This window comes from Aeromonas sp. ASNIH2 (genome assembly GCF_002934795.1).
Taxonomy (GTDB): Bacteria; Pseudomonadota; Gammaproteobacteria; order Enterobacterales; family Aeromonadaceae; genus Aeromonas; species Aeromonas caviae.
The window spans coordinates 4,059,919-4,076,679 of record NZ_CP026406.1 but is presented as its reverse complement, the minus strand read 5'-3'; the positions used below and the strand labels follow the sequence as shown (position 1 = coordinate 4,076,679).

The following is a 16,761-nucleotide window of genomic DNA, read 5'->3' as shown; positions in this document are numbered from 1 at the left end:
ACCTTCTCCGGGCCGGGCCATTTTCTCCCTCATTCCCGGCCAGCCCAGAGCCATCGGAGCGTTCGATACGTTCAGGCCTTGAGCCCCACTCACTTGCGCCCACCTTTGCGCGTCACACCCAACAAAAAGCCGACCTCGGGGTCGGCTTGTGACGGGGCGTTTGGCCATGCAGGGCCGGGCACTGGCGGGCTAGATCACCACGGCGGTGCCGCTGATGCTGACCATCAGCATGCTGCCGTTCTGGCCCACCACCTCGTAGTCGATGTCGATGCCGACCACGGCGTTGGCACCCAGGGCGGCGGCGCGCTCCCTGAGCTCCTCGAAGGCGATCTCCCGGGCCCGAGCCAGCTCTTTTTCATAGGCGCCGGAGCGGCCGCCGATGATGTCGCGGATGCCGGCGAACAGATCCTTGAAGATGTTGGCGCCGAGGATGGCTTCGCCCACGACGATGCCGCGGTACTCGCGAATGGCCTTGCCTTCCAGGGTGGGGGTGGTTGAGAGGATCATGAGGTCTCCTGTGAGTTGGACTGGGTGCGCGAAGCACCGTTGCCGTCATGGTAGCAAGGCGTTTGCCAAAGCATAAGCCCGGCGTGGCCAGGGGCTTCAAGCACAGCGCCCGCCAGGTTCATCAAGGTGCCATCCATAGGGCCTGTGTCGTGACACTTTCCCCCGCAAAGCGACCTTGGGCACCGGTGCTGGGGAGAGGGCTTCCGGCCACGATGAAAGCGGGGCCTTGATGCTGCAGACACGACGGCAGCTGCACCGGCCCTCTGCGTCTTCGCCCTGAACGGCGGCAGGCGCCGCCAGGAGCGCCCCGCGTCGGCCATAAAAAAAGGAGAGGCAAGCCTCTCCTTTTTGATGTTCGCAGCGGCAGCCGCCATGCACTCAGTGCAGCTTCATGCTCGGGCGCAGCACCCGGTTGATGCGGCCCACCAGCATGATGAGGCCGGTCTTGATGTAGCCGTGCAGGGCCACCTGGTGCATCCGGTAGAGGGAGATGTAGACCAGGCGCGCGATGTAGCCTTCCACCATCATGGAGCCGCGCATCAGGTTGCCCATCAGGCTGCCCACGGTGGAGAAGCGGCTCAAGGAGACCAGGGAGCCGTGGTCGTGGTAGCGGTAAGGCTTCATCTCGCCGCCATTCATCTTGGCCAGGATGTTCTTGAACGCCTGGGTCGCCATCTGGTGGGCGGACTGGGCGCGGGGCGGCACGAACTTGCCGTCCGGCTGTGGGCAGGCGGCGCAGTCGCCGATGACGAAGATGTTCTCGTCCCGGGTGGTCTGCAGGGTCTCGTGGACCACCAGCTGGTTGATGCGGTTGGTTTCCAGGCCCGCGATCTCCTTCATGAAGTCCGGCGCCTTGATGCCCGCGGCCCACACCATGAGGTCTGCTTCAATCAGCTCCCCATCCTTGGTGTGCAGACCATCGCTGGTCGCCTCGGTGATCATGGTGGCGGTGCGCACGTCCACGCCCAGCTTCACCAGCTCCTGATGGGCGGAGCCGCTGATGCGCTCCGGCAGGGCCGGCAGGATGCGAGGGCCCGCTTCCACCAGGGTCACCTTGAGGCTGTCGGTGGTGAGGTTCTTGAAGCCGTAGGCGTAGAGCTGCTCCACCGCGTTGTAGAGCTCGGCGGAGAGCTCGACGCCGGTGGCGCCGCCGCCGACGATGGCGATCTTCACCTTGTCACCGGGCTGGTATTCGGTGGCGAACTGCAGGAAGCGGTTCATCATGCTGTTGTAGAAGCGGTGCGCCTGGGAGGGGCTGTCCAGGAAAATGCAGTGATCCTTGATGCCCTTGGTGTTGAAGTCGTTGGAGACCGAGCCGATGGCCATCACCAGGATGTCGTAAGCCACTTCCCGCTCGTTGACCACCAGGGCGCCGCTCTCGTCGTGGATGGGGGCCAGCACGATGCGTTTCTCGTCGCGCTTGATGTCGGTCAAGCTGCCGAGCTGGAATTCGAAGCCGTGGTTCTTGGCGTGGGACTGGTAGCTCAGGGCATCGATGCCCGCATCCATGGAGCCGGTGGCCACTTCGTGCAGCAGGGGTTTCCACAGGTGGGTGCGATTGCGATCCACCAGGGTGATCCTGGCCTTGTTCTTCTTGCCCAGCTTGCGGCCCAGGCTGGTCGCAAGCTCGAGACCACCGGCGCCACCGCCTACAACGACAATATTCATCATGATGATTTTCCTTGGTTCCTCAAAACGAAAGGGAGCCATTGGCTCCCTAAAACGAAATCGGTTGACGTGATGGCTCAGGCTTCTTTGAAGGCCTTCATCCGTTGCAGATGGTGCGAGATGTTCTTGAACTTATGGGTCTCGCGCTCATCCCATACGATGTCGTAATAGTTCTTCAATTCACGTTCAGTGTCCCGATTATCGCGGATTTCATCCTGAACGGAAAGGATGCACAGGCAGTTTCCTGAATTTTTATTACGAAATTCGGTTACACACTTGGTGCCGATGTCCTCGTACTCTTCCGGCCTGTCGATCTTGCCCTGCATGTTCTCTTCCGGGTGCAGGTTGGGGTTGAAGACCACCTGCTTGATGCCGCACAGAAACCCGATCCGCTCGCTCCAGTAGCCACCCAGGCCCACGCCGCAGATGAGGGGTTTGGGATCGGTGCTCATGTCGAGCTGCTTCTTCACTTCCTTGAGCAGGTGGCTCATGTCGTGGCGGGGGTGAACCGTGCTGTAGTGCACGAAACGCACATCATCATCGATAAACTGCAACTGCAGCACTTTTTCATGATTGCCGGGGCTGGTGGCATCAAAGCCATGCAGATAGATGATCATGGACAAGACCTCAAAAACTGTGTCGGTTCTATCGAAACTACCCCAGCGACAGGGCCTAGCGCCACCAAAACATCCCACTTTCTTGCTTTGGATCACGCCCCTTCGGGCCACCAAACCGCGCGTCGGGGCGGCTGTGGCAGCGCCATGCCCCGGCGGGACATGGCGCAAACCGGGTCTGGCGAGGTTACCCGCCGCACTGGGCGAAGCGCGCCACCGCCGCTTCCACCAGGGCCAGGCTCCCCTGCCAGAAGGCGGGTTTTCGAATGTCCTGCCCCAAATGCCGTTCGACCAGTTCTTCGGCGCTCATGCGACCTGTGTCTCGCAGCAGGGCACGGTAGGCCTCGGCCACCCCCGCCTCCCCTGCGGCCTGGCGGCTCATCAGCTGCTGATAGACCCCGAGGCTGAACAGATAGCCAAAGAGGTAGGGGTAGTTGTAAAAACCGAAGCCCGCGATGGAGAAGTGCGCCTTCGCGGCCCAGAACAGGGGGTGATAGCGGTCGAGGCTCTGCTCGTACCAGCGCCCCCAGGCCTCGTCGGTGAGCCCCTTGAGCCGGGCCGACGACACATAGCCCTGCTCGCGCTCGGCCACCAGGGCCCGCTCGAAGTCGAAGCGGGCCGGGATGTTGACCAGGAAGGTGGCGGCGCCATCGGCATCCGCCCAGGCGATGGCCAGACGCTCCTCGGCGCTTCGGGCCTGCTCGTAGAGGGCGCTGCGCACCAGGGTCTCGGCGAAGATGGAGGCGGTCTCCGCCAGGGTCATGGGGTAGCTGCGCTGGCTCATGGGCAAGTCGCGGATGAGCCAGTTGTGCCAGGCGTGACCGAGCTCGTGGGCCAGCGTGATGACGTTGTCCATGGTGCCCGCATAGGTGATGAAGACACGCGGCTCCACCGGCTCGGCAAACTTGGTGCAATAGGCCCCGGTGCGCCGGTTGGGGGTGGGGGCGGCATCAATCCAGCCGCGCTCGGCCATCATGCGGGCAAAGTCCCCCATCTCGGGGTCAAAGCGCGCGAAGGCCTGGGCGATGATGTCGACCGCCTCCTCGAAGGGGATCTCCCGGCGACTGGCGGCAGGGGGCGGCGCAAAGAGATCCTCCGGCCCCAGCACCTCGAGGCCGAGGTGACCGGCCATCAGCACCAGGGCCCGCTGGCCCAGATGGCGGGCCTGCCAGGTCTCCGCCATCAGGGTATCCAGGGTCGCCCGCTCGATGTGGCTCTGGTGGCAGGAAACGTCCAGGGCATCGAGGCGCCGGTGTTTGCCGCGCTGGCGCGAGAGCTCCAGGCGCCAGCCGTTGAGGGCGTTGAGGATGGCTGCCACCGTCTCCTGCTCCCCTTCCCAGCCGGCGCTGATGGCATCGAAGGCCTCTTTGCGCAGGGCACGATCCGGGCTGGAGAGCAAGTTGCTCGCCTCTGCCAGCCCCATCTCGCGACCCGCGATCACCAGCCTTATCTTGCCCACCAGATCGTTGTAGAGGTTGCCCCAGGCGTGCAGGCCATCAGTGCCAAGGCCGATGACCAGCTGCTCCGCCTCCACCGGCAGCCGCTGATCCTGCAAGCGACGCTCGTGGCGCAGCCGGTACCCCTCCTCCCCGAGCAGGGGGTCGGCCATCAGTTGCTCAAACTCGGGCGCAGGCAGCCCCAGCATCAGATCTTCGATGGGGGCAAGCGTCTTGAACAGATCCGCATTGAGGGCACGGGCCCGGGAGGCAACCTGCTTGGCGAGGGGATCCCGGGCGTCCTGGCTCCCCTTGCAGGCGGCCAGCACGGCGATGTTCCAGCCGATGTCGCGAATGCGCCGGGCCCGCAGGCGTACCTCCCTGAGGAAGTCCTGCAAGGCGCCTGGGGTGCGCGGAACCTCGGCCAGTCCCTCGATAAAACCGCTCAGTTCGGCCAGGCTGGCGCGGGCCAGACTCATGTCCGCCTCGAGGACACAGCTGTCGAGGGAGGGGTAGATGTGATCATTTTGCCACTGCTGTGGATAGACTCGTTGTTGCATCGAACGCTCATCGTCAGGGACGGGCCTGGCCCGTCGTGAAATCCAGGTGGCCAGAGCCACCACCTTCGCGGGCAGGCATCACACCAGCCGCTCGAGGCGCACCACCGCCTCTTCCACATAGCGCAGGCTCTCCTGCCAGAACCCGGGTTCGCGGATGTCGACCCCCAGGTGCTTCTCCACCAGCGCCTCGGCGCTCATGCGGCCGGTATCTCGCAGCAGGGCGCGATAGGCGGGCACAAACTCGCCCCCGGCCCGCGCATGCTGGGCATAGAGCCCCAGGCTGAAGAGATAGCCAAACAGATAGGGGTAGTTGTAGAACCCGGACTCGGCGATGGAGAAGTGACCCTTGCTGGCCCAGAACAGCTCGTCATACTGGCTGAGGGCGTCACCATAGCACTGCTGCTGCGCCGATTTCATCATCTCCCGCATCTGGCTCGCCCCCACGTAACCCGCTTCCCGCGCCGTCACCAGGGCGCGCTCGAAGGCAAAGCGGGCGGGGATGTCGAGGAGCAGGCTCGCGGCCCGCTCCCCGTCCAGCCAGGCGATGGCCCGGCGCTGCTCCACCTTGTCGGTGGCGGCCAGCAGGGCATCGCGCACCAGGATCTCGGCAAAGAGGGAGGCGGTCTCCGCCAGCGTCTTGGGGTAGCCCCTCTGTTCGAAGGGAACATCCCGCAGCAACCAGCTGTGCCAGGCGTGGCCGAGCTCATGGGCCAGGGTGATGACGTTGTCCATGGTCCCCTCGAAGGTGAGGAAGACCCTTGGCTCGGGCGGATCGGCATACTCGGTGCAATAGCCGCCGCTTCGCCTGTGCTCGCTCGGGGCGGCATCGATCCACCCCTTGTCGGCCATCATGCGGACAAACGCCCCCATCTCGGGATCGAAGGCGGCAAAGGCCTCCATCACCAGATTCAGCGCCTGCTCGAAGCCGAACTTGCCGTGCACGGCCTGGGGCGCCGGAGCAAAGAGATCCCAGGGGGCGAAGTCGGTGATCTGCTGGGCACAGGCCATGGCCCGCAAGGCGCGGCGCCCGAGCTCCCTGTGCTCCCCGGCCGCCGCCATCAGGGTCTCCAGGGTCGCGCCCGTGATGTGCTCCTGGTGGCAGGTGACCTCGAGGGCATCCAGCCTGCGCCCCTTGCCGCGCTGGCGGCCGAGCTCGTTGCGCCAGCCGTTGATGGCGTTGAGAATGGCGGCCACCGTCTCCTGCTCCGCCTCCCAGGCGCCCTGGATGGCGTGCCAGGCACTGGCGCGCCGCGCCCTGTCCGGGTGGGCGAGCAGGTTGTCCGCCTGGGCAAGCCCCATGGGCACCCCCTCCACCACCGGCAGCAGCCGCCCCACCAGGTTGTCGTAGAGATCCCCCCACCCCTGCAGGCCGTCCACCGCCAACCCCTCGATGAGCTGCTCGCTCTCGAGCGAAAGCCACTGATCCTGCAGCGCTCTGTCGTGATGGATGTGGTAGGCCAGCTCGAAGAGTTCGGGATCTTGCAGCAGGGTGCGCACCAGTGACTCGGGGGCGCGAACCCAGAACAGGTCCACCGGCTTGCTGCGCTGGGCCAGGGTCGCCTCCAGCTGCTGGCCCCGGGAGAGCAGTACCCGGGCCTCCTCGTCGCGCCCGTTCTGGCTCAGCCGGTTGTAACCATAGACCTGGCTGTTCCAGGCCAGGGTCTTCACCCCGTTGGCCTCGCGGCGGATGGCCCGCAGCAGGTGGCGCAGGGCATTGGCATCCGCAACGGGATGGGCGGGATCCGGCAGGTCCGCCAGGAGGGCGTCAAGCCGGGTAAGGGCGCGGGCAGCCTCCTGGAAGGCGGCCTCGATGGCAGGATCGTCGGGGGCGGCATAGATGTGATCATCTCGCCAAACGGGTGGTTTCATGGTTGTCCTTGTCTGTTTGCGTCCATATCGGGTCACCCCGCCTCTGCGGGCGGGTGAAACCGGATAGTACGAAGGGGGCCAGGCACTTGCCTAGCCCCCATTCGAGGCAACCAGCAGAAGAACGCCCCCGAGTGCGACGGCCCCTGTCGGCCCTCCCCCGACAAGCGACCTATTTGGCGGGCTGAAGCTTGCTCACCAGGGTCATGGCCACCACCAGCACCAGCCCTGCCACCACGCCGGCCAGGGCGCTCAGCAGGGTGGGCGTCACCACGGCCAGTACCCCGCCGACCCCGGGCAGGGCGGCCACCGTGTCCGCCGTCCCTTCGATGAGATGATGGAGGAAGGGCCAGCCATGGACCAGAATGCCGCCGCCGACCATGAACATGGCGATGGTGCCCACCAGGGCAAGCAGGTGCATCAGACGGGGCGCCGTCACCAGCAGCCCCTGCCCCACCGCCCGGCGCACGGCGCCCCCATCGGGCTTTTGCAGCAGGTGCAGACCGATGTCGTCGAGCTTGACGATGAGCCCCACCAGGCCATAGACCCCGACGGTCATCAGCAGGGCGATGCCCGCCACCACGGCGATCTGCAGGCCCAGGCTCGACCCCTGCACGGTGCCGAGGGCGATCACGATGATCTCCGCCGAGAGGATGAAATCGGTGCGAATGGCCCCCTTCACCTTCTGGCGCTCATAGGCCGCCAGATCCTCGGGCACCGGCGCCGCCTGATGCGCCTCCTCCTCGTGGGGCAGGAACTTGTGGACCAGCTTCTCCGCCCCCTCGAAACAGAGGTAGGCCCCCCCCAGCATCAGGAGCGGGGTGATGAGCCAGGGGATAAGAGCACTGATGGCGATGGCGGCAGGCACCAGGATGAGCTTGTTGCGAAACGATCCCTTGGCCACCGCCCACACCACCGGCAGCTCACGCTCGGCCCGCACCCCGGAGACCTGTTCTGCATTGAGGGCGAGATCGTCCCCCAGCACCCCGGCCGTCTTCTTCGCCGCCACCTTGGTCATCAGGGCGACATCATCGAGCACGCTGGCAATATCATCGATCAGGGTCAACAAACTGGCTCCGGCCATATCTGGCATTCCTTCTATTGAGTGGGACACATCCGGGCTGCCCCGGTCAGGGTGATGAGGAGATCAGGGGGCCACGGGCCCATCCGGGGATCACCCTTTGGGGCAAAAGATGGCACAGTGTAACGGGAAGCCGCCACGGCGGCAGCCCCCCATGGCAGATCCCCTGCTCCGTTTTCACCTCACGGCCACCGGCCCAAGGAGTTCCCATGCAACCCTGGCAACCTCTGCTCGATTTCTGGTTTGGCGATGACGCAGACGACGCTCCCCGTGCCGCCCGTCAGGCCCCCCTCTGGTGGGGCAAGAGCAGCGAGACCGATGCCCTGCTGGCCTCACGCTTCGGCGAACTGGCGGCCCGTGCCGCAGCGGGCGAGCTCGCCCATTGGGAGGGCGATCCCGCAGGGCGCCTGGCCCTCATCCTGCTGCTGGACCAGCTGCCGCGAAACCTTCACCGCCACACTCCCGCCGCCTTCGCCCAGGACGACAAGGCCAGGGCGCTGTGCCTCAAGGGGCTCACCCTCGGGGTCGACAAGGGGCTCTCGCCGCTGGCCCGGGTCTTCTTCTATCTGCCCCTCGAGCACGCGGAATCCAGAGAGCAGCAGGCCAGAAGCGTCGCCCTGTTCGAGGCCCTGGCCGACGAGCAGGCCACAGGCCCGGCCCGGGCCACCTTCGAAGGCTTTGCCGACTTTGCTCGGCGCCACCAGGTGATCGTCGATCACTTTGGCCGCTTCCCCCACCGCAACGCCATCCTGGGCAGGGCGAGCACGGAGGAAGAGGCCGCCTTCCTGCAACAGCCCGGTTCGGGGTTCTGACATAAAAAAATCCCCGCCATGGGCATGGCGGGGAGAGAACAACCGATCCGCGTATCACTGGATGCGATAGCGGGAGATCTGCTGGTGGATATTCTCCGTGGTCACGTTCAGCTCCTCTGCGGCGGCGGAAGTCTCCTCCGCCGTGCTGCTGGTCTGCTGCACCACCTGGGCTATCTGCTCGACCTGGAGGGCGATGGATTCCGCCGCCGAGGTCTGCTCGCGGATGGCCAGGGTGATCTCGCCGACCTGATCCATGACGCGATGGGAGGCCTGGCGGATCTGGGTGATGATGGCCCCGCTTTCCGTCGCCATGGCCACCCCTTGCGCCACCTTCTCCTCCACCAGGACCATTCTGGCCACCGTGGCCTCGGACCCTTGCTGGATAGCCTCCACCGTCCTTGAGATCTCCTGGGTCGACTGGGCCGTCCGCTCCGCCAGCTTGCGCACCTCGTCGGCGACCACCGCAAAGCCGCGTCCCTGCTCACCGGCCCGCGCCGCCTCGATGGCGGCGTTGAGCGCCAGCAGGTTGGTCTGCCCCGCCACATCGTTGATGACGTTCACCACCCCACCGATGCGGGAGATCCCCTCCCCCAGCGCCGTCACATCGCGGGAGGCCTGACGAATGGCGTCGGCGATGTCGTTGATGGCGAGCACAGTGCGCTCTATGGTGGCCCCGCCGTCACTGGCGAGCTTGCCGGATTCATTGGTGATGCGGCTGGTCTCCTGGGTGCGCTGGGAGATGTCCGTGATGCTCACGCTCATCTCCTCCACCCCGGCGGCGATAAGGCTGGTGGCGTCATTGGCCTGACTCGCCGACTCCGCCATGTGCTGGGCCGCCTGGGAGAGGGACTCTGCCGTGCTCTTGATCTGCAGGCTGCCCACCGAGAACTCGGTGAAGGTCTGCTGCAAGGTGTCCAGCAGGCGGTTGACCGCCGTCAGCGTCTGGCCGATCTCGTCCTGCTGGCTCACATTGGCCCGCAGGGGGAAGTTCAGGTCGCGCTGGATCTCGGACAGGGTCGCCATGGCCAGACGGAGGGGATTGGCGACCTGCCTGAACAGCCAGAGAAAGAGCACCAGCGTGAGGGCACCCGCGCCCACCGAGATGAACAACAGGGCCTGCATGCTGCTATCGGCATTCTGCTCGCCTCGCAGCTTGACGGCGTCACCTTGCTGGATGTTGAAGTGGACGTGCTTGTCGATGGCCTGGGAAAGCTGCTCAAACAAGGGGGCAAGCTCCTTGTCGATCGCCTCTCTGGCCTCCACATTCTTGTTCTCGCGGGACAGGCGCAGGACGTCTTCAGAAGCCTTGCCGTACTGGGCAACCAGGCGCCGATCATCGGCGACGAGCTGCCTGTCCTCCTCATTGGAGATCATCCCGCTTTCATACTGGCTCAGCAGGGCGTCAATCTTGGTGTGAAGGGATGCAATGCTCTGCTCTATCTGACTCATCTTGCCGTCGTCGGTGTTGAGCACGTGCGCCTGGATCAATGAATGCAGGGCTTAGAAGTCTGTTTGTATCTCCTTGATCGTGGAAATGCTGGGGACTGTGTTGTCTGTTACATAGCTGAGATCCGCATTGGCGGAGGAGAGTCTGCTGATACTGAACCAGCTGAGACACCCCAGGGCCAGCATGACCAGCAGGGCAATGAGTTGAAGCCGACGAGCGATATTCATGAGTGCTTACTCCATCCATAGACTCCCTGCCAGGGTAGCCGATGCGGGCCCCGAAAATAGCGCCTAAAACATGCATTTCATTACACTTTTCAACTTCTGCTCGGCCGCGTCACACCCGCCGCCCCCCTCTGGCAGAATGGAAAAAGGAAGGCATTCGCCTTCCTTTTTTGCCCGGGGCGGCCGCACTGGCCGCCCATGAGCCCCGTGACAGGGCGCTCGCCGGTCACGCCGCCTCGGCCAGCTCCTCCTCTTTTTTCTGGTAGGCCTGGGGGGAGAGCCCCAGCAGCTCCTGCACGGTGGAGGCCACCGTGATGGAGGAGAGCGTCCCCACCAGGATGCCGGCGAACAGGGTGAAGGAGAAGCCGTAGAGGGCGTCGCCGCCGAACAGGAGCAGGGCCCCCACGGTGAAGAGGGTGGTGCCCGAGGTGATCATGGTGCGGCTGAAGGTGGCCTTGATGGCCACGTCCGAGCACTCGTGGATCCCCATGCGGGTACGCGACCCCAGCAAGTCCCGCAACCGGTCCGAAATGACGATGCTGTCGTTGAGGGAGTAGCCTATCACCGCCATCAGGCCCGCGATGACGTTGAGGTCGAACTCGATGTCAAAGAGCGCGAGCAGCCCGATGGCCACCAGACCGTCGTGCAGTACCGACACCAGGATGCCGATGGCCTGGCGCCACTCGAAGCGCACCGCCAGGTAGGCGGAGATGGCGAGCGAGGCCACCAGCACCGCCAGCATCCCCTGCTGGAACAGCTCCGCGCCCACCTGGGGCCCGACGATGGTGGTGCGCAAGAGCTCCACCGGCAGGGCGAGTTGCTGCCCCAGCATGGTCGCCAGATCCTCCGCCGCCCAGGGCAGTGCGTGGGGGGGCAGCTTGATGAGCCACTCGCCGGGCACACCGGCGCCGTGCAGCTCCACCACCCCCGCCAGGGGCGCCGTCAGCAGAGCATTGAGCTCATGGGCCTCTTTCAGGGTCTGGATGCGAAACTCCAGCAGGATCCCGCCGGTGAAATCGAGCCCGAGGGCGAGCCCTTTTGTCGCAAGGACGGCCACGCAGGCCAGGGTCAGCAGCACGGAGGCCCACAGCCCGATATAGCGCCAGCGGGTCAGCCCCATGGCCAGGATCATTCTCAGCATTGTTCTTCCCTCGACGTCAGGTGGTACAGGCTTCCCGGCAGGAAGCGGTCGGTGCGCAGGTCATGCAGACTCACGGGCGCGGCGTCATGGTGATGAAGTCGGTTCATGGTCATACCCTCAGCAGCTTGGCGCGGCTGTTGCCCCACAGGGGGTTGATGATGGCGCGGGTGCCCCAGATGCCGGTCACCATGCTGGAGATGAGCCCCAGGATCAGGGTGATGGAGAAGCCCTGCAGCGGCCCGGAACCGATGGCATAGAGCACCACGGCGCAGATGAGGGTGGTGATGTTGGCATCGAAGATGGTGCGAAACGCCGAGCGATAACCAAAGTCGATGGCGTTGGCCAACGAACCCCCTTCCCGCAGCCGGTCCTTGATCCGCTCAAAAATCAGCACATGGGTATCCACCGCCATGCCGACGGTGAGCACCAGACCGGCGATCCCCGGCAGGGTCAGTACGGCGCCAGGCAATACCGCCAGCATGCCCACCTGCATCAGCAGGTTGGCGACCAGCGCCGTGATGGCGACCCAGCCGAACTTGCGATACCAGGCCATCATGAACAGCATCATGCCCGCCATGCCGAACGCCAGGGCGGTGAAGCCCGCCTCGATGTTCTGCAGACCCAGGGTCGGGCCTATGCTGCGCTCTTCCAGGATCTTCAGCGGCGCGGTGAGGGCCCCGGCCCGCAGCAGCATGGCGAGCTCCTGGGCCTCGGGCAGGCTGCCAATCCCGGTGATGCGGAACTGGTTGCCAAGGGCGGTCTGGATGGTGGCGACGTTGATCACCTCGCTTCGGGCGCGCAGCTTGCCTTCGGCGTTGGTCTTGTACTCGGTGAAGACGGTGGCCATGGGCTTGCCCACGTGCTGGCGGCTGAACTGGTTCATCTTGCTCCCCCCCAGGGTGTCGAGCACGATGTTGACCTGGGGCTGCCCCATCTCCCCCATGTTGGCGCGGGCATCGACGATGTGCTCGCCGCTCAGCACCGGCTGGCGGGCCAGCCCCACCGCCTGGCCGCTGCGATCCGCCATGAAGAAGCGGCTGTCGGCCTTGGCTTCATAGAAGGCCAGGGACGCGGTGGCGCCGATCACCTCTTTCGCCTGCTTGGGGTTGTGCACCCCCGGCAGCTCGATGCGGATGCCGTCCTGCCCCTGACGCACCACCGAGGCCTCGACGATGCCGAGCTCGTTGATCCGCTTTTTCAGGATCGACAGGTTCTGGGTCACGGCGTTGTTCACCAGCAGGGTGCGCTCGGCGTCGCTCAGCACCAGGGTCAGTGCATTGCCGGAGCGGCTCAGTGTCCACTGATCCTGGCGGGTACCGGCACTCTCCTTGATGATGGAGAGCCAGGCCTCCTGCCCCGCCACGTCGGGCAGGGTGACGGCCACGCTCCCCTGGGCGGTGCGCATCACGCTGGCACCGCGCAGGTTGGCCTCGCGAAAACGGGTGCGCAGGGTATCCACCAGGTTCTTGGTCTGGTTGTCGATGACGAAATCCACGTCCACCCCGATCAGCAGCTGGGAGCCACCGCGCAGGTCCAGCCCGAGCTTGATGGGGTCGGCGCCGAGCCGGCTGATCCAGGCCGGGGCATTGGAGTAGAACTCCAGGGTCAGGGCGGCGCTGTCCAACCCCTGCTGCTCCAGCAACTGCTTGGCCAGTTGCTGCTCCCCCTGGCTGGCGAACACCAGCGCCATCCGGCCACCCTGGGCGATCTGCTTGAGGGGGTCGATGTGGTTCTCGGCCAGCAGGGTGCGCTGCGCGTCGCTCAGGCGCGACTGGCCGTGCAGACCGAGGGAGGGCTGCTCACCGAAGAAGGTGGGCAGGGAATAGAACGCGAACGTGACCAGCATCAGCAGCAACAGGGCGTACTGCCACAGGCTCATGCGGTTCAACACGGTATGACTCTTTTTTCTCATGAAATCGGCCTCTGTCAGGCGATGGCAAGGGGCGAAACCGGGGTCGCACCGTGCAAAAAAATGAAACAAGACAGCCTAGCCGTTCACTAAAAGTGAACAGCAACAGAGAGAAGATGAGGCAACAGGTGGCAAGCTGACCCCATCGGGATCAGGCGAGGAAGCTCTGGGCGAAGCGGTACTGCAGATGCCGGCGCTGCAGGCGGCGCCTGTGAATGCCGGCGAAGTGATCGCGAAAGCTCGTCCCCGGGTAGAAGAGGGCGGCATAGAACAGCAGGCCGCACAGCAGCAGCAGGATCGCCTGCTGGGACCAGCTCATCACCAGCTCGTAGACCACGCTGCCGGGCTGATGATCGCGGCTCAGGGAGTGCTCGAGGCGCAGCAGGTGATTCTGGTGGGAGCCGACGAACTTGACGATGCCATCATCACTGCCGCTGACGCCGTGGGCCACCGGGCTTGCGTCGGCAGGTGCCGCCCCCTCCGCCAGCGAGTGGGCCTGCTGGGCCGAGGGCTGGAACGCGGGTACCTTGACCCCCTCCACCGAGAGGGTAGAGAACAACAGTGCGAGGGTGATGAGCAGGGTCATCGCCGCCAGTTTCACGTTGTCGGTCAGGTTCAAAAGTTAATTCCCACACAATAGAAAGGGCAAGCTACCACAGCCTGCCCCACAAGAACAAGGGCGGCAGGCCCGGGGCCCGCCGCCCTTGTGTTGTCTCACCGCCCCCTCAGCGGCTGCGGGTCATGCCCTCGAAGTCCTCGGCATAGTCCTTGAGCAGGGTGTAGAGGTGGGCCCGCTGGGAGAGATCCATGGAGTGGCTGAGATCGCTCAGCCACTGGATGGTACGCTGGCGGGACTGGTCCGTGTAGCCGGTGAAGCGGCCATCCATCAGGCCGTCCCCCTGCTGGAGCAAGCGGGTCAGCTCCTGGCCGAAATCCGGGCTCTGGCGCTGTTTCATCAGCCGATCCAGCTCCTTGGTCCAGGCCTCCTGAAAGTCGAGCCAGGGGGCCATCATCTCGTATTGCCACTCGGCCCACTGCGTGATGAGAGGCTCCTGGGCCGGCTTCACCTTGCCAATCCAGAACACCAGGCGCTCGTTCATCTTCTCCCGAAAGCCCTTGATCATCTCGGCCTTCGACTGGGTGGCAAAATCGTGCTGGCGCTCCTGCTGGCGCTTCACCCGATCGGCCATGAAGCGAGCCACCTGATCGTCGGTCAGGGTCTTGGCGAGGCGCACCGTGCGGGGAATGGCGTTCTCCAGGGTACGGGTCAGGCTCGCCTGGGTTCTGTCCAGATGCAGGGTCACCTGGGCCGGGCTCATGGGGCTGGCCACCGCCTTGGCCAGGGCGTCGAGATCCCGGGCATAGATGGGCAGCTCATGCTGCCGGTGCCAGGCCATCAGCCCTTTCACCTCCTGGTCCAGCAGCTTCTTCTGGCTGCGGTCCAGGGAGAAGTAGTCGTCCAGCTGCCAGACGATGGCCGAGTCGAGCCAGTAGTAGATCACCCGGGTGGCGCAACCCGTCAGCAGCAGGCAGAGCAGCAGCAGGCTCCAGCTACGCGGTTGACGCCATGAGAATGTGGTCACCATGCATGCCTCCCATTCATTGAATACACGCGTCGCGCGGGCCGTTGCCGGGCATCACTCCAGGCGCTGGCGGTTGATGTCGATCAGGGCCTGATACTCGGGCCCGGGTTGCTGTTCGGCCATCAGCAGCGCCCACAGCAGGCCGATGTAATCGACCCAGGGCAGGAAGGCGTCGGCCTGGAATCCCCGGGGCCCCAACCCCGTCGGTGCCCCGTCCATGGCTTCAAGATAGCAGCTCTCCAACTGGCACCGCTGCTCTTCGCTCCAGCCGTGGGTGCGCTGAATGCTGGCGACCTCGAACCCAGGATGACCGGCGGCGCCGTACTCCCAGTCGATGACCCAGGGCCGCGCCCCCAACAAGTTAGCCGGATTGAGATCGTGATGGCAAGGGAGCCAGCAGTCGTCCGGCTCCCGGCTCGCGAGCAGGGCCCGCTCCAGCGCGGGCAGCCAGGGAGGGATATGGGCCAGACGCTGCCGATACCCGCCGCTGTGAGCCCGCACCGCCATCACCACGGTCGGCACCGGCAGGCGGTGCAGCCGCACCAGCACATCCGCCATCAGGCGGGGCTGCGCGGCGAGAGGCGGCGCCTGCTCGGCCCAGTTGGGTTCGTCGCACCACGCCAGCAGCATCAGGCCGGTGGCGGGATCGCCGTGATGACAGGGCAACGCCAGCCCCTGCCCCACCGCCCCCTGGTAGAGCTGCCACTCGGTGGCCCGGTCGATGCCAAGGCGCACCGGATCAGGATGACCGCGGCGCAGGAAGGCCTGCTCGCCAGTGGGGAGGCTGAGCCGGTAGTTGCCGTTGGTCAGGCCCTGGCCCAGCGGCTCAAGGCGCCCCTGATCCCAGGGCGCCGGCAGACTGGCGAGGAGTGCCAGCTCCGCCAGATCCCCCTGCCCCCGCGGGTCCTCACCAGCCAAAGGTGGACTTCTTGGCCTGTTTGCGGATCTCTTTCTGATCGGCCCACAGCAGTTCGCCGTTCTCCACATCCATCAGGTTCATGGTCATCTGGTAGTAGACGTCCTTCACCTTGCCGTTGTCCTTGACGATGCTGGCGAGGTTGCCATAGACCATGTAGCGGGCACCGGTCTGCTTGCCGAGCCGCACCATGGTGGCGGGATCCACCATGCCGCTGCCCTGCTGGTATTCGAGCTGCTGCTTGACCGCCGCCACCTTGCTCATGTCCACGAAGCGGAACTTGCCCGAGCGCAGCAGCTTGGTGCGGATAGTGTCGGTGATGGCCTCGGTGTCGATGTGCTCCGAGGTCTTGTTGCGGATGGAGTCCATGAACATCACCGGGCGGCCCCCGGCGGTGATCTCGCTGGTGGCCGGGGACGCCAGCATGGAATCCGCCATCTTGTCGGCGATGGCCTGCAAGTCGGAGGAGCCGTAATCGACGGTCACCGTCTCGGTCTCGGTGGGATCGCCATAGCTGACGGTGGTGCTGGAGCAGCCGCCCAGCAGCAGGGCGCCGGTCAGGATCAGCAGGGCATGATTCATTTTCATCAGTAGGATTCCTCCATCACTTCGCGAACGTAAATCCGGTAACCCCGTGCAGCCGGGCTCGGCGCCAGGGCGGACAGGGTGCGGGTCTGGTAGCCATGCAGCTTGAGGGGGGTCCAGCCGCGGCCATCGCTGGCCACCTCCTGCCCCGCGTCGTCATACCAGTAGAAGAGATATTGCAGCGTGTGGTCACCACGCTGGGTGCTGGCCGCCGCCACGTTGACCTGCAACAGGCCGTTCTGCTGACGCCGGCTGAGTTCGGTCAGGGTGACGTTGACGTTTTGATGCTGCTCGGCCACCGCCGCCGCACCGGCCGCGCCATAGAGCGCCACGCCGGAAGTATTGGTGGCACAGCCCGTCAGCAGCAGAACCAGGCCCAGGGCCAACCCTTGTGCTTTCATCTTGCTCTCCT

Annotated in this window: 14 protein-coding genes and 1 pseudogene; 1 reads left to right on the top strand and 14 read right to left on the bottom strand. The window is 65.1% G+C overall.

Annotation, left to right across the window (positions count from 1 at the left end):
* Positions 1-189: 189 nt before the first annotated feature.
* From C3F36_RS19575 to C3F36_RS19550, 6 genes are all read right to left on the bottom strand, one after another.
* A complete protein-coding gene (locus C3F36_RS19575) occupies positions 190-507 on the bottom strand; it encodes a heavy metal-binding domain-containing protein (protein WP_104455737.1) in 318 nt (105 codons plus the stop codon).
* A gap of 378 nt (positions 508-885) precedes the next feature.
* Positions 886-2,178: an NAD(P)/FAD-dependent oxidoreductase gene (locus C3F36_RS19570; protein WP_042015040.1), complete on the bottom strand. Its 1,293-nt coding sequence runs from the start codon at positions 2,176-2,178 to the stop codon at positions 886-888.
* Between the two features lie 74 nt (positions 2,179-2,252).
* Positions 2,253-2,792, bottom strand: a complete 540-nt coding sequence (gene ycfP / locus C3F36_RS19565) for an alpha/beta hydrolase YcfP (RefSeq protein ID WP_005331594.1) — start codon at positions 2,790-2,792, stop codon at positions 2,253-2,255.
* Positions 2,793-2,976: 184 nt separating this feature from the next.
* Complete coding sequence (locus C3F36_RS19560) at positions 2,977-4,785, bottom strand: M3 family oligoendopeptidase (protein ID WP_104455736.1); 1,809 nt, start codon at positions 4,783-4,785, stop codon at positions 2,977-2,979.
* Between the two features lie 78 nt (positions 4,786-4,863).
* Positions 4,864-6,654, bottom strand: a complete 1,791-nt coding sequence (locus tag C3F36_RS19555) for a M3 family oligoendopeptidase (RefSeq protein WP_104455735.1) — start codon at positions 6,652-6,654, stop codon at positions 4,864-4,866.
* 169 nt (positions 6,655-6,823) lie between these two features.
* Positions 6,824-7,735 (bottom strand): DUF808 domain-containing protein, encoded by a 912-nt coding sequence (locus C3F36_RS19550; RefSeq protein WP_104455734.1) that lies wholly within the window; start codon positions 7,733-7,735, stop codon positions 6,824-6,826.
* A 206-nt stretch (positions 7,736-7,941) separates the two neighbouring features.
* On the opposite strand from C3F36_RS19550, the gene C3F36_RS19545 reads away from it, so the two are divergent.
* Positions 7,942-8,544, top strand: coding sequence for a DUF924 family protein (locus C3F36_RS19545; RefSeq protein WP_104455733.1), 603 nt, complete (start codon positions 7,942-7,944; stop codon positions 8,542-8,544).
* 54 nt (positions 8,545-8,598) lie between these two features.
* Here C3F36_RS19545 and C3F36_RS19540 read toward each other — a convergent pair.
* The 8 genes and pseudogenes from C3F36_RS19540 to C3F36_RS19505 form a co-directional block, all read right to left on the bottom strand.
* Positions 8,599-10,218: pseudogene (locus tag C3F36_RS19540) on the bottom strand (methyl-accepting chemotaxis protein).
* A gap of 223 nt (positions 10,219-10,441) precedes the next feature.
* The gene (gene secF, locus C3F36_RS19535; RefSeq protein ID WP_029314368.1) at positions 10,442-11,356 is read right to left on the bottom strand and encodes a protein translocase subunit SecF; all 915 of its coding nucleotides are present in this window, start codon (positions 11,354-11,356) and stop codon (positions 10,442-10,444) included.
* A 109-nt stretch (positions 11,357-11,465) separates the two neighbouring features.
* Positions 11,466-13,268, bottom strand: coding sequence for a protein translocase subunit SecD (gene secD, locus C3F36_RS19530; RefSeq protein WP_029314367.1), 1,803 nt, complete (start codon positions 13,266-13,268; stop codon positions 11,466-11,468).
* A 148-nt stretch (positions 13,269-13,416) separates the two neighbouring features.
* Complete coding sequence (locus C3F36_RS19525; protein ID WP_042883117.1) at positions 13,417-13,884, bottom strand: hypothetical protein; 468 nt, start codon at positions 13,882-13,884, stop codon at positions 13,417-13,419.
* 106 nt (positions 13,885-13,990) lie between these two features.
* Positions 13,991-14,851 carry a DUF6279 family lipoprotein gene (locus C3F36_RS19520; protein WP_042017226.1) on the bottom strand — a complete coding sequence of 287 codons (861 nt, stop codon included), beginning with the start codon at positions 14,849-14,851 and terminating at the stop codon, positions 13,991-13,993.
* Positions 14,852-14,902: 51 nt separating this feature from the next.
* On the bottom strand, positions 14,903-15,766 hold the full coding sequence (locus tag C3F36_RS19515) for a phosphotransferase (protein ID WP_104455732.1): 864 nt from the start codon (positions 15,764-15,766) through the stop codon (positions 14,903-14,905).
* Complete coding sequence (lpoB, locus tag C3F36_RS19510; RefSeq protein WP_010674346.1) at positions 15,756-16,352, bottom strand: penicillin-binding protein activator LpoB; 597 nt, start codon at positions 16,350-16,352, stop codon at positions 15,756-15,758. Before lpoB ends, C3F36_RS19515 begins: the two co-directional genes overlap by 11 nt.
* A complete protein-coding gene (locus C3F36_RS19505) occupies positions 16,352-16,750 on the bottom strand; it encodes a YcfL family protein (protein WP_104455731.1) in 399 nt (132 codons plus the stop codon). Before C3F36_RS19505 ends, lpoB begins: the two co-directional genes overlap by 1 nt.
* Positions 16,751-16,761: the final 11 nt, after the last annotated feature.